Below are 18,600 nucleotides of genomic sequence, written 5' to 3'. Positions count from 1 at the left end.
ATGCACCTCACCACCCGACGGTCGCGCCGAGCAATGCTGCTCGGCACCGCCGTCCTCACCGCCGGTGCCCTGCTGCTGACCGGCTGCGGACGCAGCAGCGACGCCGGCGCGCCCAGCGGCGGCACCGGCGCCGCGATCGACGACAAGCCGGCGAAGGGCACGGTCCAGCTCTGGGCCGAAGGCGCCGACGGCGACAAGCTGCCCGACATGATCGCCGAGTTCAAGAAGGCCAACCCGGACGTCGACATCAAGCTGACCAAGGTCCCCTCCGACCAGTTCGCCTCGAAGATGACGGCCGCGATCACCGCGGGGACCGTGCCCGACCTGCTCTTCGCTTACACCGAGGATCAGCCGGCGCTGCTGAACACGGGCGGATTCGACCCGGTGCCGGACGGCCTGGCGAAGAAGGACGACTTCTTCCCGGCGATCTGGAACAACTCGATCGTGAAAGACGTGCAGTACGGCGTGCCCTGGTACACCTACGCGAACATGCTCATCTACCGCAGCGACCTCGCGGAGAAGGCGGGGGTCACCGCCGCGCCGAAGACCTGGGACGAGCAGAAGGCGTTCGGCGAGAAGCTCAAGGCCGCAGGGTCCGAGTTCCCGTTCGCGCTCGCCGTCAACTACGACAAGTACAGCGCGGGACAGCTGCAGGTCATGGCCGTTCAGAACGGCGGTGCGTTCCTGAACGCGGATCACACCAAGTGGACGCTGAACGACCCGAAGAACGTCGAGGCGCTCGACTACTGGGCCGGTCTCATCAAGAGCGGCCTCTCGTCGCCCGACGGCCCGCAGTTCCTCGACACGGTGCCATGGTCCTCGCAGGGCAAGAACGCGGCGATCGTCGACGGCGGCCCGTGGTTCAAGGCGTGGTTCAACGACGCCAACGGCGCGGACTGGGCGAAGGACCACCTCGCCTTCGCCCAGAACCCGACCGGTCCCGACGGCGGCAAGGGCGCGACGACAGGCGGCGGAAGCTGGCTCGTGCCGAAGGACGCCAAGAACAAGGACGCGTCCTGGAAGTTCGTGCGCTGGATGTCGGCCACCGCCCAGCAGGTCAAGTGGTACCAGATCTTCGGCAACATGCCGGCGCTGAAGGCGGCCTGGGACGACTCGGCGATGAAGGGCGACCCCATGCTCGAGACCGTCCGCTCCGCGCTCGACAACGGCGTGGCGCAGCCGAACGTCCCGACCTGGTCGCAGGTCGGAGACGTGATCGGCAAGCAGATGGAACGGGTCGTGCGCGGCGGGGTCTCCGCCAAGGACGCGCTCGACGCCGCACAGCAGCAGGCGGAGTCGATCGGGCTGGGCGGGAAGTAGTCGCCGATGTCCACCGCCACGCGTGCACTGGTCACCCCGGGGGCGTCCTCGCGACGCCCCCGGGGCGCCACCCGGGCCGTCTCCGCGCATGAGGGATCCCGCGCGGAGGCGGCCACCGGATGGATCTTCCTGATCCCGTTCCTGCTCATCTTCGCCGTCTTCACCGCCGTACCCACGATCCTGGCCGTCGGCGCGAGCCTCACCGACATGACCGCTCGCGACATCCGCGATCCGCTCAACGTCAACTTCACCGGATTCGAGGCCTATGCCAAGGTCCTGGGATCGCCGGCGTTCCAGAGCGCGTTCGGGAACACCGTGATGTTCGTGGTGCTGTGCGTGCCGCTCAGCATGGTGCTCGGGTTCGCACTCGCGCTCATGCTGAACAACGGCATCCGGCGGCTGCGCACCTTCTTCCGCGCCGCCGTGTACGTGCCGGTGATCACGAACATCGTCGCTGCCGCCGTGATCTGGCAGTACGCCTTCTCGATCTCCGGCCCGGTCAACAGCGCCTTCTCGAACCTGGGCGTCCCGGTGGTGAACTGGCTGGGCAAGCCCGAGTGGGCGATCGTGACCGTGGTCATGATGGGGGTCTGGCGCAACGCCGGAACCTGCATGATCCTGTTCCTCGCCGGGCTCCAGGCCGTTCCCGAGGAGATCTACGAGGCGGCCGCGACGGACGGGGCCTCCACGATGCGCCGGCTCTGGTCGATCACGCTGCCGCTCCTGCGCCCCACCACCCTCCTCGTCACGGTCCTCATGACCGTGTCGTTCCTGAACATCTTCGAGGAGCCGTTCCTGCTCACCAAGGGCGGTCCGCTGGGATCGACCCGGCCGATGGCGCTGTGGGTCTACGAGCAGTTCGGCTTCGGCAACATCGCCTCATCGATGGCCGGATCCGTGATCCTGCTCATCCTCGTCGGCATCGTCGCCTTCATCCAGTTCCGAATGCTGAGGCCGAAGCATTGAACAAGACAACCCCGCTCCGCTCCACGCTGACCTACATCGCCCTCGCGGTGATCACGGTCCTGATGCTGCTGCCGTTCGTCTGGGTGTTCTTCGGATCCTTCAAGACCCAGGCCGAGTTCTTCTCGGACCCCGGCGCATGGTTCCCGAAGTCGTTCCAGGTGCAGAACTACATCGGCCTGTTCACGGACGGCGGCTTCGGCGGCTACATGGCGAACAGCATCGTGGTCTCGGCGATCGTGGTCGTGTGCAACGTGCTGTTCAGCGCGATGGCAGGCTATGCGCTCGCCAAGCTGCGCTTCCGCGGTCGCGCCGTGATCTTCCCGCTCGTGATCGTGTCGATGATCGTGCCCTACGTCGCGCTGTTCGTGCCGCAGTTCGTCATCGTCGTGCAACTGGGCCTGGTCAACACGCTCATCGCGATCGCCCTGCCGTTGCTGGTCATGCCGCTCAGCGTGTTCATCATGCGCCAGTTCGCGCACGGCGTGCCCTTCGAACTGCTCGAGGCGGCTCGCCTGGACGGCGCGGGGGAGACGCGGATCTTCTTCCGGATCTTCCTCCCGCTGACCGGCCCGGGCCTCGCGACCGTCGGGATCCTCTCGTTCCTGTCTTCGTGGAACAACTTCCTCTGGCCGCTCGTGGTCGCGCAGTCGCAGGACGTGTACACGGCGCCGGTCGGACTCGCGGTCGCCTCGCAGGCGTCCAACACGATCGCGTTCGGCGTGCTTCTCGCCGGCGCCATGGTCGTGCTGCTGCCGATCCTCATCCTGTTCCTCTTCCTGCAGAAGTACTTCATCCAGGGCGTCGCCGCCACAGGACTGAAGTAGCCCCACCTCTCGAAAGGCATCGACATGGCATCCCTCTCCACGCTGACGTTCTCGCTCAACGCGATCCAGTGGATCAACGTGCTGTCCGACCCCTCCGACCCGGACAGCCCCGGTCTGTGGCGGTTCGCGGATCCGACCTTCGTGGCTGAGTACCCCGATGTGCTCGCGCAGATCCGCACCGCCGGATTCGACACGACCATGATGGAGGTGCTCGACACCCAGACGCTGCAGAGCTACGCCCGCATGATCGCGGACTCCGGGCTGCGGGTCTCGCCGGGCTACGCGCAGGTGCCGGTGGGATCCGCGCACGGCGGACGCCTGGAGAAGGGGACGTTCGAGCGCGCCCACTGGTTCGACGGCGTGCGCCGCAAGGCCGAGGAGTCCACCTTCATGGGGCTGTCCCGGATCTTCCTCGCCGCCGAGGTCGACTACGCCGCTCCGCGCTGGGAGCATCCGGCGGTCGGCTACGACTTCGATCAGGACCGCCTCGACGAGCAGCTGGAACTGCTGGACGAGGCCGTCGACGTGCTCAACGCCGAGGGTGTGCGTCCCGGGCTGCACAACCACGTCGGCACTCTGATCGAGACCGAGCGGGAGTACGAGTACGTCCTGGAGAACATCGACGCGTCGCGCCTCGGAGCGGCGTTCGACATCGGCCACCTGGAATGGGCCGGGATCGACTCCCGGGCCGTTCTCGAGAAGTGGGGGGACCGGGTGCAGGACCTGCACATCAAGGACATCGACCTCGCCGTCGCCCGGCGCACCCGCGAGGAGGGGCTGAGCTACGAGAAGGCGACCAACCTCGGTCTGTACCGCGAGCCGGGCCTGGGAGATCTCGATCTCGTCGGAATCCTCGGAGCTCTCCCCGACTCGTTCGACGGCACCGTGCTGATCGAAGTCGACCGTGCCAGCATGGATCCCACGGAGAGCGCGGTCTACACGGCGGGCTGGCTGGCCGACGCGACGAAGTCCTGAGGAGACGCTCATGAGCACGCATCCCGTCACGCTGTTCACCGGTCAGTGGGCGGATCTGCCGTTCGAGGAGGTGGCCCTCCTCGCCGCCTCCTGGGGGTACGACGGGCTGGAGATCGCCGCGTCCGGCGATCATCTCGACCTGAAGCGCGCCGATGAGGACGACGCCTACGTGGCGTCGCGACTCGAGATCCTGGATCGCCACGGCCTGAAGACGTTCGCGATCTCGAACCATCTCGCGGGCCAGGCGGTGTGCGATGCGCCGATCGACTTCCGCCACCAGGCGATCCTGCGCGACCACGTGTGGGGCGACGGCGACGCGGAGGGCGTGCGGCAGCGTGCCGCGGAGGACATGAAGCGGGCGGCGCGCGTGGCGCGCAAGCTCGGCGTCGACACCGTCGTCGGCTTCACCGGGTCGTCGATCTGGCCGTACGTGGCGATGTTCCCGCCGGTCGGGGAGGACGTGATCGCCGCCGGGTTCGAAGACTTCGCGCGCCGCTGGAACCCGATCCTCGACGTGTTCGACGCCGAAGGGGTGCGGTTCGCGCACGAGGTTCACCCGTCCGAGATCGCGTACGACTACTGGAGCTCGGTGCGCGCCCTGGACGCGATCGACCACAGGGAGGCGTTCGGGTTCAACTGGGATCCGTCGCACATGATGTGGCAGAACATCGACCCGGTGGGCTTCATCTGGGACTTCCAGGACCGGATCTACCACGTCGACTGCAAGGACACCCGGATGAGGCCGCGGAACGGCCGCGCGGGCGTGCTCGGCTCGCACCTGCCCTGGGGCGATCCGCGCCGCGGCTGGGACTTCGTCTCGACTGGGCACGGCGACGTGCCGTGGGAGGACTCGTTCCGAGCGCTGGACGCGATCGGCTACACGGGACCGATCTCGATCGAATGGGAGGACGCGGGCATGGACCGCCTGCATGGAGCCGCTCAAGCCGTGCAGTACGTGCGCTCCCTGCTCTGGCCGAAGCCCGCCGCCTCGTTCGACGCCGCCTTCCGCAACCAGTAGCGGGCGGGTCAGGCCTCCTTGAGGCGCACGAGGCGCTCGTGCCCGGTCTCCTCGAGCTCGGCGATGTCGGCGCGCGATTTGAGGAAGGCGTTGAAGGAGCGGTAGCCGAGGGCCTTCTCGCTGAACGAGGGGTCCATGCGGCGCATCTGCGTCTTCACCGCCGAGCTGTGCAGCCACTCGTCGCCGTCGCTCTTGTCGTGGCCGAGGCGCAGCGCGCGCACGAGTGTGGCGGTCGCCTCCTCCTGCTCCGAGCGGGTCGGCTCCTCCTTCTCCGCGACCGTGCGGGACTGCTTGCGCGCTCCCTGGGTCTGCTTGGCGGCGGGCTTCTTCGGCGCCGTCTCCTCGGCCGCCGGCGCCGGCGCGGCCGCGCGCTCGACACCGGGGAGCGAGTCGTACGCCTCGAATTCGTCGCAGGCGGCGGCGAGCGACTTGGCGGTGGATCCGGCGACGCCGACGCCGATCACGTACCGGCCCAGCCGCTTGCACCGCTGGGCGAGCGGCACGTAGTCGCTGTCGCCGGCGACGATGACGACGTGGGTGAGGTCGGGGAGACGGAACATGTCCTCGACCGCGTCGACCGCCAGGCGGATGTCCGCACCGTTCTTCGCGTACGCCGCAGCGGGGAAGAGCTGCACGAGATCGACGGCACGGGCCACCAGCTGCGACCGGTACTCGGCGTTGACCGGCGAAGACCAGTCGGCGTACGCCCGCGTGAGCACCAGGGTGCCGAACGACGACGCGTAGTCGATGATCGCGCCGACGTCGATCATCGCGGCCTTGAGCCGCTCCGCGACCTCGGCATCGGCCGGATTGTCCTGGATCCGCTGACGGTCCTTGCTGTACGCGTTGCGTCCGTGCACGCGGTCGTACCAGGAGATGACGATGTTGTCGAAGTCGAGATAGACGGCGACACGGGTGTCCTGCGGCTCAGCCATGGGTTCTCCTCCGGAGTCGGTCAGGCGATCTCGTTGGGGTACCGCACGCCGATCTGCGCGCGGATCTCGTCGAGCAGACCCATGATCGCGACCGACTCCGCCACGGGCAGGAGATCGCTGTCCAGGGATCCGTCGGCGACGTAGCGCTCGGCGGCGATGGCCTCGTACTGCATCCCGCGTCCTTCGCCCTCGGCGGGGCGCGCGGAGAACTCCTCCAGCACGACGCCCTCGGGGTCGATCACGCGCAGGACGGAGGGCGACCACCACCAGCGCTCGATCTCCACGCGGGCCTTCGTGCCGAGCACGACAGCGGTGTTCGGCCCGGCGGTGCGCGAGGAGGAGAACGTGGTCGAGATCGCTCCGCCGTCGTGCGTCATGACGGTCGCGACCTCGGCATCGGCGCCCGTCTCGAGGAGGCGGGCGACCGCCTTGACCTCGGTCGGCACGCCCAGCACGCCGACGACGAAGGAGATCGGGTAGATGGCGAGATCCAGCAGCGCCCCGCCGCCCAGCTCGAGAGCGTTCAGGCGGTGTGCGGGATCCGTCGGCAGCGTCTGGGTGTGGTCCGCCGAGACGGTGCGGATCTCGCCCAGGGTGCCGGCCGCGATGATCTCGCGCAGCCGCGCCATGTGCGGCAGATACCGGGTCCACATCGCCTCCATGACGAGCAGGCCCTTCTCGCGGCCGAGGTCTGCGAGGTCCTGCGCCTCGGCGCGGTTGAGGGTGAACGCCTTCTCGACGAGCACGTGCTTGCCGTGCTCGAGCGCGAGACGCGCGTCGGCGTGATGCATCGGGTGCGGAGTGGCGACGTAGATGATGTCGACGTCGGGGTCCGCCACGAGCGCGGCGTACGAGCCGTGCGCCCGGGCGATGCCGTAGCGCGCGGCGAACGCGTCGGCGGAATCCTGCGAGCGGGATCCGACGGCCACGAGATCCAGACCCGCGGTGCGCAGGTCGGCGGCGAAGGCGGCGGCGATGCCGCCCGTGGCGAGGATGCCCCAGCGCAATGCTGCGGGTCGAGGGGAGTGGCCGGTCATGGCTCCCAGCGTACGGGCTCCTGCGTCGTTCCGATTCCGGGGAGAGCCCCCACCCCGCCCTGCGGTGTTGAGAAGATGGGGCCATGGCAGACCTCATCACCGCCGCCGGCCTCCGCACGCTCATCGAGGAGGGCGCAGATCCTCGGATCCTCGACGTGCGCTACCGCCTCGGCTTCACGGACGGGCACGCGAACCATCTCGCCGGGCACCTCCCCGGCGCGGTGTTCGCCGACCTGGAGGCGGAGCTGGCCGGTCACGGCGCCGCCTCGGAGGGCCGGCATCCTCTGCCCTCCGACGACGCGCTGGCGGAGGCGGCGCGGCGGTGGGGCATCCGGCAGGGGCAGACCGTGGTGGTCTACGACGACTCCCGCTCGCTGCCGGCGTCCCGCGCCTGGTGGGCCCTGCGTCGGGCGGGGATCGCCGACGTGCGCGTGCTCGACGGCGGTCTCGGCGCCTGGCGCGCCGCCGGGGGAGAGATCGAGCAGGGCGAGGTCGTCCCGGAGCTGGGTGACGTCGTGCTGAGCCGGCCGGGCACCGCGGACGTCCTCGACACCGACCAGGTCGCGGAGTGGGGCGGAGTGCTGCTGGACGCGCGCGCCCCCGAGCGGTTCCGCGGCGAGACCGAGCCGATCGACCCCGTCGCGGGGCACATCCCGGGTGCGCGCAACCTGCCGATCTCCGAGCTGCTCACCGCGGACGGGCGGTTCCGCAGCCCCGCGGAGATCGTTGCCGCGTTCGAGGCCGTGGGCGCCGGCGAGGAGGTGCCGATCGCGGCGTACTGCGGATCCGGCGTGACAGCGGCTCAGCTCGCGCTCGCCGGGGCGCTCATCGGCCGCGAGGTGACCGTGTACCCCGGATCCTGGAGCGCCTGGTCGAACACCCCGGGACGCCCGGTCGAGGTCGGGCCCGTGCCGGCCGTGGAGGATCCGCTCGACGAGTGACCTGCGCATCACGCAGGAGGGGGCGCCGCCGGTCCCCTCGGCGGCACCCCCTCCTCTCGGATCGCTGCGCGCCATCGCTTCCGCGCACATCCCCAGTTCACGGCGTCCCCTCTGGCCGACGCTCCCCGCGGCGGCCGCACCGTATCGATCCGAAGAGCAGGAGCCGCCGGCGACGGCCGTGATACATCGGGTTCAGAATCCGCTGCCGTGCACCTGGAAGGGCGAGAGCACGCCCGTCCGCGCCGTCGCTCCGGCCAGCGCCTCCGCGGGGACGAGGCCGGCGGCGAGACCGACGTGCACCGCGCCGAGCAGTTCGCACGCGTCGTCGTCGGCGACGATCACGGGCGTCGCGATGACGGCACGCGACCCCGCGTGCAGCCAGACCCGGGTCATGCCGATGGCTTCCCATCCCCAGCGCACCGACGAGCGCCCGACTTCGCACGCCGACAGCACGACGGTGTCGGGGACCCGTTCCATCCGGTCGATGTCATAGCCGAACAGGGCGCCGTCGGCGAGCTCCAGGCCCGAGAACATGGGGTTGCCGTCGGCATGGCGGCCGTGCGCGGCGATGTGCAGCACGCTCACCCGAGTGGACAGCTCCGTCGCGGCGGCGACGGTCGCCTCGTCGGGATCGAGGACCCGTGCGCTCGGCCAGGCGGCCGCGGCGCGGTTCACCTCCTCGCCGCCCCGGAAGACGCGCGGACCGACGACGAAGCCCGCACCGCGGAACGGCGCCTCGCCGCGGGCGCGCAGCCACTGCGTCGCCGAGTCGGTCACGGTGAACACCCGTTCGCGCATCGCCGGCAGCATGCCCCACGGGAGCCCGTTCAGGATCGCCGCGGCGGCCAGGGCGAGGCGCCGATCGCCGACCACCGGGAGCACCGGCGCCAGCAGCGCATCCGACAGCTCGGCGAGACGCTCGTCGAGCGCCCGGCGCACGACCGCGCCCATCGCACCGGCGCGCACGGTCGCGGCGACATCGAGGTCGGCGCGCAGCCCTGCCATCGCTCGTCGTGCCTGCGGCCAGCCGGTGATGTCGACCACCCGGGCGTCGTCCGCGGTCACCGCGACCGCGACCAGGCCGTCGCGCTGATAGGCGTAGGCGACGAAGGCGCTGTCCGCGTCGAGCGCCGCCTGCAGCTCGTCGATGGTGGCGCGCTCCCGACCTCCGGCCCGTCCGATCGAGGACCACTCCCGCTGCCGCACGCGCTGGCTCAGTTCGGCGGCGCGGGGGTGGGCGAGCCAGTCGCCCGACGCGGCCTCGGAGCGGAGCATCCGCAGCTCGGCGAGATCCGCGGCCAGCCCGGGGTCGGGCGGGGGGCGCAGGGGCACGGTCTGCTGGCTCAGGTGCCGGGCGCGCTCCGACCACTCGAACACGACCGCCGGCCGACGGGAGCGGACGGCCGCCTCGAGCCCGGCGTAGAGCAGGCCCGCACCATGCATGACGAGAGCGGTGGCCAGATCCAGGCTGCCGAACGAGGCCTGCCAGGAGGCCAGCTCGTCCAGGCCCGCAGCGGCGATCCGACGTGCGGCCGCGTCGTCGCCCGCGGCGGCGGCCCGCGCCGCCCGTACCTCCAGCGCGAGCAGTCGCACCTGCAGCCCCGCACCGGGCGGAACCCGTATGCGCGCCTGGGCCGCGGGGATCGCGGTGCGGGTCTGTGCGTGGTGACGCTGCCGGGTGAGTCGCAGCGACGCCGCCTCGGCCCGGAGCCGATGGTGAGTCAACTGCGCCTCGACGCGGTCGACCTCGGCGTCGCCCGGAGCGCGCAGCCCCGTCGGCCGGCCGTCCGCCTCGACGGTCAGCAGGGCGCGCAGCCGCACGGCGTCCGCCCGCACCGCCCACGAGTCGCTCCCCACGGCGCGGAATCGTCGTGCCGCGGCGGAGGAGATCGTCGCCGCCCGCTCCGGTTCGTGGCTCAGCAGGGAGCGCGCCAGATGGAACTCCGCCTCCGCGCGCGCCTGCCTCATCCGGTGCGCGCCGAACACCCGGATCGCCCGTTCGAGGGTGCGCTCCGCATCGCGGGTGAGCCCGGCGTCCCGCAGCACCTCGGCGCGATCGCGGTCGCAGATCGCCGCGTTCACGGCCGAGGCGGCGCTCAGCACCGTCTGCGCCTCGCCCATCTTCTCGAGCGCGGGCACCAGCTCGCCGGCGAGCAGTGCCGCGTAGCCGCGGTTGTGCACCGCCATCGCCCGCGAGACCTCGTCCCCCGTCGCGGCGTAGTCGGGGACCGCCCGATCGAGGTCGGTGATCGCCTCCTCGAGCCGTCCGGCCTGCATGTGCGCCACGCTGCGGTTGAGCAGCATCGGCCCCCGATGCTCCACCTCGTCTCCGATTCCGGCGATGCCGCGATCCAGCATCGTCATCGCGCGCGCCAGATCACCGCGTTCGAGCGCGACCAGCCCGAGCTGACCGTAGAGCATGGCCGCTGTCGCCTCGGAGAGTCCGGGCAGGTGCAGCGCGTCGAGGCACACGGCCTCGGCGGAGGTGCGGTCTCCCTGGCGGATCGTGATCGCCGCGATCGACCCCGCGATCCTCGCCCGGAGATTGGGATCCTCGGTGCGCGCTCGCGCGCGCAGGAACTCGCGCCGCGCCGCGGCGTTCCGGCCTGCGTTCAACTGCGCGCGGCCGCGCCGGTACAGCTCATCCGCCGTCAGCGTCACCCTCACAGCATGGCGCGTCGGCGCCCGCTACGGGAGGGTCTTCTGCGCGCGCGATCCATCCTCGATGATGCAGCGCTCCAGCACGGCATCCGCTGCCTCGGCGGGCGTGATCGGCCCGCGCGCGGCGAGCGCTCCCGCGCTGAGTTCGCGGGCGATCCGTCCGGCCACGATCGGCGCGGCGAACGAGGTGCCGCTCCATACCGCGAACCCTCCCGCGAAGTCGTCGAGGTCGAGTGTCTCGCGCCGACGGCCCTCCTCGTCGGCGCGCATGCCGGCCTGCGACCCCCCGTCGAACGACACCGGCAGCGTGGAGAGCACCGAGACGCCGACCACATAGGTCCGCACCCACGGGCCGAAGTTCGAGAACAGTGCCACCGAGCGCGCCGACGGATTGAGCGCGCCGACGGAGACCTGCGGCGCGAGGCCGGCTTCATCGGCCGGATCGATCCCGGATTCCGGACCCCAGGCGAAGAGCGCCGCGGGCGATGAGGGCCGGTCGGTCGCATCGTTGCCGGCGGAGCACACCACGACGCATCCGCTCCTGCGCACGCGCTGCAGCAGCGCGTACAGCTCGCTCTGCGTCTCCTCGGCCCCGGGGGACTCGTGGAAGAAGCCGAACGAGAGGCTCATCACGTCCAGGCGCAGCGTCCCGGACTCGAGGAGCCCGACGATGCGCCCGAGCGCGCCGAGCAGATCGTTCTCCATGATGATGCCGTTCCCGTCCGACACCCGGACCGGCAGGATCTGGGCCTCGGGACAGGCCTGCAGCACGAGGCCGGCGATGAAAGTGCCGTGCCCGGCGACCGGATCCAGGTGTCCGTCGAGCGGCTCGCTCAAGCTCGGGTGCCGCTCGGGGTCCGTCGCCGGGTCGGTCAGCCCGAGCGGCTCGCCGGTGAGACTCGTCCACGTGATCAGCACGGGATCCGCATCCGGCGCCGCTCCCGGCATGTTCCCGAACCAGGGGTGCGCGCCGCATCCGGTGTCCAGCACAGCGACGATCGGGCGACGCGCCCCCGCGGGCAGCGGGGAGCGCGCGGGCCCCGGTCCGGTCCAGGCGACGGGCTGCCGTCCGCCGAAGCCGGGGAACCCGTAGCTCGCGAGTCCCGCCGGGTTGCCCGTGAACGGGTTGCCGGTGAAGGGGTTGCCCGTGAACGGGTTGCCGGTGAAGGGGTTGCCGGTGAAGGGATTGCCGGTGAAGGGATTCCCCGTGAACGGATGGATCCCGAGCAGGTGGTTCAGCGCGAGGCCGGGGATGCCGTCATCGCGCGCGGCCACGAGCAGGCGCCAGGCATCCGGCGCGAGGATCGGCCGGGCGTCGCGGGCCGCGCTCGCCGACACGGCGATCCGCAGACGCGTCGAATCCGCGACGCCGGGGTCGCGAGGGGATCCGACTCGGCTCTCCTGCGCGTCCGTCCGCCGGGCTCCTTCGGTCTCCCGGGCTCCCTCCGGCGCCCGTCGTGCGCCGGGCGGGACGTCGCCGTCCTTCCGCGCTCCGGGGGCGTCTTCGAGTCGCTCCACGGTGAGGCTCCAGCCGAGCGCCTCGGCGAGAGCGGCCAGCCTCTCGTCGCCGCGCCGTCCGGACGCGTCCCGCTCGAAGAGTGCCGGCCGCACCAGCAGCACGTCCGGCTCGTAGACGGTGGTGTGGGCCGCGGGGCCGTGCGCCGGCTGCAGCGTCACGTCGAGCACCGCACCCCGGAGCCGCGCCGCGCGCTCCCGCTCGCGCCAGCTCGGTCGTGAGCGGGGCCTCGGCCCGTCCTCGTCCTGGTCATGCCGCCCCTCATCGTCCCGTGCCATCCGCGCCTCCTGATCGATCCGTCGTCTCGCATCACACTTCGAACATCGGAGTGCGGAACTCCGTCGGCTCGCCGTCCGCGCCGCGCAGGACCAGTCGCAGCGCCGAAAGGCCGGTCGGCACCGCATCGAAGGCGAACCGGCCCGGGTTCGCGAGCTCGGCCGTCCACTCGCGGTCCTGCTGCGTCAAGCGGACCACGAGCACGGCCCCGTCGACCCACCCGTCGATCCGTCGCAGATGCGCTTCGGTCGTCGTGACGTGCACCACGACGCCGGTGCTCCCATCGCTGAACTGGAGCGTCGCGGTGTCGGTCTCGCCGCGTACGGCGATCGGACCCTCCTGCTCGACCAGCGTCAGCAGCGCGTACTCGCGTCCGAGGTCCTCCACCGCGACGGCCGCGACCATCCGGTCCGCGAGCCCGGCGGGCACCGGATCGTGCATCCTCCACGCGCTGCGCAGCCGCGCGAAGAGCGCCGCGTCGGCCGCTGTCTCCTCAACGGTCATCGTCGTCCTCCCATCCGTCCTGCTCCAGCAGTGCGCGGAGCTTGCCCAGGCAGCGCTGCCTGGTCGGCCCGATCGAGCCGATCGGCATCGCGAGATCCTGTGCGATGCGCGCGTAGTCGGGCCGCTCCTCGAAGGCCACGATGCGCAGCAGCCGCTGGCACCGCGTGTTCAACGCCCCGACGGCGCTCCACAGCGCCCCCGCCTCCGTGCCGCGCTGCGCCTGGTGTTCGGCGGACTCGCTGACGGGCAGGTGCGGCTCGAGGAACTCCGTCTCGGTGGGATCCGCTCGGCGCTGCAGCCGGCCCACGCGCCACGCCTCGCGCCGGGCGCACGTCGTCAGCCACCCCGAGATCGCACGCGGCTCGTCGATCGCGGCGTGCCGGCGCATGAGCGCCATCCAGGTGGACTGCACGACATCCTCGGCCAGAGCGCGGTCGAGCCCGTACGCTCGCGCGACGTGCCACAGTACCGGCGTCATCAGACGCACGAGCTCGTCCATGGCGCGGGGTTCCCCGTCGCGCCAGCGCAGGAAGAGGGCCGTCGCCCGCTCCCATCGGGGCGGGTCCGATCCCGCGCCGGCCCGCGCCGCCACCCGGCCCTCGGCCGCGCTGCGATCACGCTCGACGGCGTCGCCGAAGGCCTCGTCGCGCTCGTCGAACGGCTGCGTACGGTCGCCGGTGGCCGTCATGGCGCCCATTGTCTCCACAAGGGGCAGGAGAGCGATAGTGGCTCGCTGATACAACTTCCGCGCGCGGATCTGGTGTCATCCGCGACAGGAGGATCAGAGCGCCTCGATGACCTCGCGCAGCACGTCCGGGTCGTACCAGGCGATCTCGCCGCCGGCGAGGGCGTGATAGCGCTCATGACCCTTGCCGAGGATCACCACGGTGTCCTCGGGGCGCGCCATCCGCACGGCAGCGGCCATCGCTTCGCGACGGTCGGCGATCTCGGTGATCTCGACCGTGCTCGAACGCGCGCCGGCGATGAGGGAGGCGCGGATCTCGGCCGGATCGTCGTCGTAGGGGTTGTCGTCGGTGATGACCAGCACATCGGCGAACATCGCCGCGAAGCGGCCCATCATGCGGCGCTTGGCGGCGTCACGGTGACCGTTCGCGCCGAGCACAGCGATCAGGCGGCCCTCCGGCGTCGTGGTGCGGATCGCCCGCAGTGCGGCGTTGATGGCCTCGGGCTTGTGCGCCGAGTCGACGATCGCCGTGAACGCCTGCCCGAAGTCGAACCGCTGCAGGCGCCCCTCGACGCTCGGCAGCGCGGCGATGCCGGGGGCGAGGTCGGCGAGCTCGCGCCCGGACTCGGCGAGCGCGGCGACGGCGGCGAGGATGTTGTTCACGTTGAACGCGCCCGTCAGCTGGGTCGTGAACGGCACGCGTTCGCCATGCGGGGAGCGCACGACGAACGAGGACCCGTGCGCACGCAGCTCGACGTCCTCGGCGCGCCAGTCGGCGGATTCGGATCCGCTCGCCGAGGTCGTGCGCACCGGCACCGTGGCCTGGGCGGCGAGCACGCGGCCCCAGTGCGAGTCGATGTCGACGATGCCGATCTTCGCGTGCGCGGGGGTGAGCAGCAGCGCCTTCGCGGCGAAGTAGTCGGCCTGGGTGGGGTGGTAGTCGCGGTGGTCGTGGCCCAGGTTCAGGAAGATCCCCGCGTCGAACGCGAAGCCGTCGACGCGGCCCAGGGTGAGGGCGTGGCTGGACGCCTCGACGGCGACCGTGCCGAGCCGCTGCTCGCGCATCACCGCGAACAGCGCCTGCAGCTCGGGCGCCTCGGGGGTGGTCAGCACGGGCGGGAAGAAGTCGTCGCCCACGGTCGTGCCGATGGATCCGATCGTGCCGGACCGGGACATGCCTGCGGCGGCGGCCACGTAGAACGCGGTCGTGGTCTTGCCCTGGGTGCCCGTGATCCCGATCGAGGTCATCGACGCGACCGGGTCTCGGTAGAGGAACGCGGATGCGGGGCCGGCGGCCAGGCGCGGATCGTCCACGACGAGCGCCGGGACGTCGTCGGGCACGAGGGCGGCGCCCTCGGCGTCGGTGAGCACCGCGGCGGCTCCGGCCTCGACGGCCTTCGCCGCGAACCGGGCCCCGTGCGCATTCGCCCCGCGTATTCCGAGGAACAGGTCGCCGGCGCGGACGTGCTCCGTGCCCACGGCGACACCCGTGAACGCCGCGTCGGTGCGGACGGGAGCGGCGACGTCGAGGTGTGCCGCGAGGTCGCCGAGCGTCGCGCGGAACGTCTCGACAGGGCGGGAATCCAGGCGCGGGGCGGGGTAGTTCGACACGGAGGGCATGACCGTCCGAGTCTACCGGGGCGCTTCCCGGTCGTTGAGCGAGGACGCCGAAGGCGACCGAGACGAAACGCGAACGTCCAGGACCCTCGCGACTCACTGCGCGCGCATGAACTCCTCGGCCGCGCGCACCTGCTCGTCGGTCGGGCGCACGCCCGTGTACAGCACGAACTGCTCGAGCGCCTGCAGTGTGGCGACGGAGGCCCCGTTGATGACGGTCTTGCCCGCGGCGAGTCCCGCCCGCACGAGCGGCGTCTCGGCGGGGAGTGCCACGACGTCGAAAACGACCCGGGCCGCATCGATCGCGGACGGGGGGAACGACAGCGCCGCGGCCTCGGCGCCCCCGGCCATGCCGATCGGGGTCACGTTGACGAGCACGTCGGCCGTTCCCCCGTCCACGTCCGCAGCCCAGCCGAAGCCGTAGAGATCCGCGAGTGCCCGTCCCGCGTCCTCGTTGCGCGCGACGATCGTGACGTCCGAGAAGCCCGCGTCACGGAACGCAGCGGCGGTCGCCTTCGCCATGCCGCCGGATCCGCGCAGCAGCACGGACGACGCGGGCTCGATCCCGTTCCGCGCGATGAGCTCGGCGATCGCCGAGTAGTCGGTGTTGTACGCGGTGAGCACCCCGTCGTCGTTCACGATCGTGTTGACCGAGTCGATGGCCGTGGCCGACGGATCCATCCGGTCGACGAGGGCGATCACGTCCTCCTTGTACGGCATGGAGATCGCGCAGCCGCGGATACCGAGGCCTCGCACGCCGGCGATCGCCTGCGCGAGATCGGTCGGGGCGAACGCCTTGTAGATCCAGTTCAGCCCGAGCGCCTCGTAGAGGTGGTTGTGGAACCGGGTGCCGTTGTTGCTCGGGCGCGCAGACAGCGAGATGCACAGCGTCATGTCTTTGTTCAGGATCGGCACGGGACCAGCGTACCGACGACGGCTCAGGCGTTCGCGAACTCCTGCTGCGTCGTCGTCGTGGTGATCGCGGCCGACAGCGCCTGCTCGAGGTCGGCGAGGATGTCGGCGGGGTCCTCGATGCCGATCGACAGACGCACGGTCGTGGATCCGATGCCGGCGGTGGCGCGCTGGGCGGCGTTCAGGTGCGAGTGCGTCATGGAGGCGGGGTGGGAGACGAGCGACCGGGCGTCGCCGATGTTCGCCACGAGGCGCACGATCTTCAGACCGTCCACGAACCGTTCCACGCGCTCCTGATCCAGGGCCTCGTCACCGGTGGGGACGAGATCTATCGAGAACACCGCGGGGATGCCGCGGGGGAGGTAGCGCGCGGCGAGGTCGTGCCAGGGGTTGCCGGGGAGGCCGGGGTGGTGCACGGCGGCGATCGCCGGGTTCTCGTGGAGGGCTTCGGCGATGGTCTGGGCGGACGCGCTCTGACGCGAGACGCGCAGGTCGAGCGTCTCGATGCCCTGCAGGATCTGGTGCGCGTTGAAGGGCGACAGCGAGGGCCCCAGGTCGTGCACGTACTTCGCCTTCACGAGCGCGGCGAAGGCGAAGCCCTGTCCGAACCGCTCCCAGAGCGAGAGGGGGCCGAACCGGTCGTGCTGCGCCGTGAACTGCGGCCACCGCGCGGGCTGCGCGCCGAAGTCGAAGGAGCCCAGGTCGACCGCGACTCCGCCGAGCGATGTGCCGTGGCCGCTCAGGTACTTCGTCGCGGAGTGCACGACGAAGTCGGCGCCGTGCTCGCCCGGGCGGATCAGGTACGGAGTGCCGACGGTGCTGTCGATGACGAGGGGGACGCCGGCGGCATGCGCGGCGTCGGCGACGGAGCGGATGTCGAGCACCTGCGCCAGCGGGTTCGCGACCGACTCCGCGAAGAACAGCCGGGTGCGCTCGTTCGCCGCCGCGCGCCAGGCCTCCGGGTCGTCCTGGTCGACGAAGGTCACCGTGATGCCGAAGTCGGCGAGCGTGTCCTGCAGCAGGTCGACCGTTCCGCCGTAGAGCCGGTCGGCCGCGACGACATGCCCACCGCGACCGGCGAGCGCGAGGATCGTGACGGCGACCGCCGCCTGGCCGCTCGCCACGGCCACGGCCGAGATGCCGCCCTCGAGCGCGGTCACGCGCTCTTCGAGCAGCTGCTGCGTCGGGCTGGCGTTGCGGCTGTAGATGTTGCCGGCACGGCGCAGCGCGAACAGGTCGCGGGCCTCGGCCAGTGAGCCGAACTCGTAGGCGGCGGACTGGTACAGCGGCGGCACGGCGGTGTTCTGCGGCGTGCCGGAGACATACGCGGCCTGCACCTGCTTCGTGGCGAAACGGGTGTCGGGGGCGGAGGCGGCGCTGTCGGTCACCCACCCATCCTCGGGCGCGCGGGTGCGGATCCGCAGGGATGTTTCCGACTGTTGCGGATCCGGCGGATCAGGGGCGCAGCACGATCTTGCCGCGCGCGGCGCGCGCCTCGATGAGCCGGTGCGCCTCGGCGGCCTCGGCCAGAGGCAGCTCAGGGCCGAACTCGATCGAGAAGAAACCCCGGGCGATGAGCCCGAGCGCGGCCGGCACGGCCTCCGCGCGCCACGCGAGCTCCTGCTCCGTGAGCGGGACGGGGCTGCCTCCGCTGAACGCGCGGATGCCGAGTGACGCCGCGTCCGGGCCGCGCACGATCGTGGCGATCCTGTCGCGGTCGGAGACCAGGGCGAGCGAGGCGGCGATCGCCTCGTCCGTGCCGGCGCCGTCGAGCGCGACCGTGACGGGCCGCCCGTCCGCGGCGTCCCGGATGCGCTGTTCGAGGCCCTCCCCGTAGACGACGGGGATCGCGCCCAGCTCGCGAAGGCGCTCCTGCGACGCCGCACCGCCCGTGGCGATGACGGTGGCGCCCCCGTCCACGGCGAACTGGACCGCGGCCTGGCCGACCGCGCCGGATCCCGCGTGCACGAGCAGCAGGTCGTCGTTGCCGACGCCGAGCGAGAGCAGCGACTGGTACGCGGTGCCCGCGGGGATCCCCAGGGCGGCGCCCTGTGCGGCGGTCACCTCGTCCGGCATCACCCAGGTGTGGGCGGCCGGCACGGCGAGCGCGGTCGCGTACGTGCCCCGGGTGTCGCGGATCGTGACGCGGTCGCCGACCTCGAGGCCCTCGACGCCGGATCCGATCGCGGTCACGACGCCCGCTCCGTCGAAGCCGAGGTGCCGGGGCTCGGTGATCGGCGGCAGGGGGCGGAAGCCACTGCGCTGCTTGACGTCGATCGGATTCACGCCGGCCGCTTCGATCCGCACGACGACCTCGCTGGGCGCAGGCACCGGATCCGGCACCTCCACGAGGGTGAGGACCTCGGGTCCGCCGAGCTCGGTCTGCACGATCGCCTGCGCCATGGCTCCAGGC

The 18,600-nt window shown here is 71.5% G+C and carries 16 protein-coding genes; 6 read left to right on the top strand and 10 right to left on the bottom strand.

Translation table 11 applies throughout. The annotated features are described in order from the left end of the window. From LXM50_RS10970 to LXM50_RS10950, 5 genes are read left to right on the top strand one after another with little or no spacing between them, the layout of a single operon-like run. Positions 1-1,320, top strand: a complete 1,320-nt coding sequence (locus LXM50_RS10970; RefSeq protein WP_233311362.1) for an extracellular solute-binding protein — start codon at positions 1-3, stop codon at positions 1,318-1,320. A 6-nt stretch (positions 1,321-1,326) separates the two neighbouring features. Continuing rightward, positions 1,327-2,286: a carbohydrate ABC transporter permease gene (locus LXM50_RS10965; RefSeq protein WP_233311361.1), complete on the top strand. Its 960-nt coding sequence runs from the start codon at positions 1,327-1,329 to the stop codon at positions 2,284-2,286. Further along, on the top strand, positions 2,283-3,110 hold the full coding sequence (locus tag LXM50_RS10960; protein ID WP_233311360.1) for a carbohydrate ABC transporter permease: 828 nt from the start codon (positions 2,283-2,285) through the stop codon (positions 3,108-3,110). Before LXM50_RS10965 ends, LXM50_RS10960 begins: the two co-directional genes overlap by 4 nt. Positions 3,111-3,134: 24 nt before the next feature. Next, positions 3,135-4,085, top strand: coding sequence for a sugar phosphate isomerase/epimerase (locus tag LXM50_RS10955; protein WP_233311359.1), 951 nt, complete (start codon positions 3,135-3,137; stop codon positions 4,083-4,085). 10 nt (positions 4,086-4,095) lie between these two features. Beyond that, a complete protein-coding gene (locus tag LXM50_RS10950) occupies positions 4,096-5,103 on the top strand; it encodes a sugar phosphate isomerase/epimerase (RefSeq protein ID WP_233311358.1) in 1,008 nt (335 codons plus the stop codon). Positions 5,104-5,111: 8 nt separating this feature from the next. On the opposite strand, the gene LXM50_RS10945 is transcribed toward LXM50_RS10950, so the two are convergent. Together LXM50_RS10945 and LXM50_RS10940 are read right to left on the bottom strand one after the other, a co-directional pair. Next, entirely contained in the window at positions 5,112-6,038 is a 927-nt protein-coding gene (locus tag LXM50_RS10945) for an NYN domain-containing protein (RefSeq protein ID WP_233311357.1), read from the bottom strand. 20 nt (positions 6,039-6,058) lie between these two features. Beyond that, a complete protein-coding gene (locus LXM50_RS10940; protein ID WP_233311356.1) occupies positions 6,059-7,075 on the bottom strand; it encodes a Gfo/Idh/MocA family protein in 1,017 nt (338 codons plus the stop codon). Positions 7,076-7,158: 83 nt separating this feature from the next. Here LXM50_RS10940 and LXM50_RS10935 point away from each other — a divergent pair, with 83 nt between their 5' ends. Next, entirely contained in the window at positions 7,159-8,016 is an 858-nt protein-coding gene (locus LXM50_RS10935) for a sulfurtransferase (RefSeq protein ID WP_233311355.1), read from the top strand. Between the two features lie 192 nt (positions 8,017-8,208). Here the strand turns inward: LXM50_RS10935 and LXM50_RS10930 are convergent, their stop codons facing one another. From LXM50_RS10930 to LXM50_RS10895, 8 genes are all read right to left on the bottom strand, one after another. Then, positions 8,209-10,677, bottom strand: a complete 2,469-nt coding sequence (locus LXM50_RS10930) for a CHAT domain-containing protein (protein ID WP_233311354.1) — start codon at positions 10,675-10,677, stop codon at positions 8,209-8,211. A 27-nt stretch (positions 10,678-10,704) separates the two neighbouring features. Then, complete coding sequence (locus LXM50_RS10925; RefSeq protein ID WP_233311353.1) at positions 10,705-12,471, bottom strand: S8/S53 family peptidase; 1,767 nt, start codon at positions 12,469-12,471, stop codon at positions 10,705-10,707. 31 nt (positions 12,472-12,502) lie between these two features. Further along, on the bottom strand, positions 12,503-12,973 hold the full coding sequence (locus tag LXM50_RS10920) for a hypothetical protein (RefSeq protein WP_233311352.1): 471 nt from the start codon (positions 12,971-12,973) through the stop codon (positions 12,503-12,505). Beyond that, complete coding sequence (locus LXM50_RS10915; RefSeq protein ID WP_233311351.1) at positions 12,963-13,661, bottom strand: RNA polymerase sigma factor; 699 nt, start codon at positions 13,659-13,661, stop codon at positions 12,963-12,965. The genes LXM50_RS10920 and LXM50_RS10915 overlap by 11 nt, the downstream gene beginning before the upstream one ends. A gap of 93 nt (positions 13,662-13,754) precedes the next feature. Then, positions 13,755-15,278 (bottom strand): Mur ligase family protein, encoded by a 1,524-nt coding sequence (locus tag LXM50_RS10910; protein ID WP_233311350.1) that lies wholly within the window; start codon positions 15,276-15,278, stop codon positions 13,755-13,757. Positions 15,279-15,371: 93 nt separating this feature from the next. Continuing rightward, the gene (locus tag LXM50_RS10905; protein ID WP_308192520.1) at positions 15,372-16,190 is read right to left on the bottom strand and encodes a shikimate 5-dehydrogenase; all 819 of its coding nucleotides are present in this window, start codon (positions 16,188-16,190) and stop codon (positions 15,372-15,374) included. Positions 16,191-16,213: 23 nt separating this feature from the next. After that, positions 16,214-17,575, bottom strand: coding sequence for a PLP-dependent transferase (locus tag LXM50_RS10900; protein WP_233311349.1), 1,362 nt, complete (start codon positions 17,573-17,575; stop codon positions 16,214-16,216). 67 nt (positions 17,576-17,642) lie between these two features. Further along, the gene (locus LXM50_RS10895) at positions 17,643-18,590 is read right to left on the bottom strand and encodes an NADP-dependent oxidoreductase (protein ID WP_233311348.1); all 948 of its coding nucleotides are present in this window, start codon (positions 18,588-18,590) and stop codon (positions 17,643-17,645) included. Between the last annotated feature and the right edge of the window lie 10 nt (positions 18,591-18,600).

The organism is Microbacterium sp. Au-Mic1 (assembly GCF_021341785.1).
In the GTDB taxonomy this organism is placed as follows: Bacteria; Actinomycetota; Actinomycetes; order Actinomycetales; family Microbacteriaceae; genus Microbacterium.
This window is presented reverse-complemented; position numbering and strand designations above follow the sequence as displayed.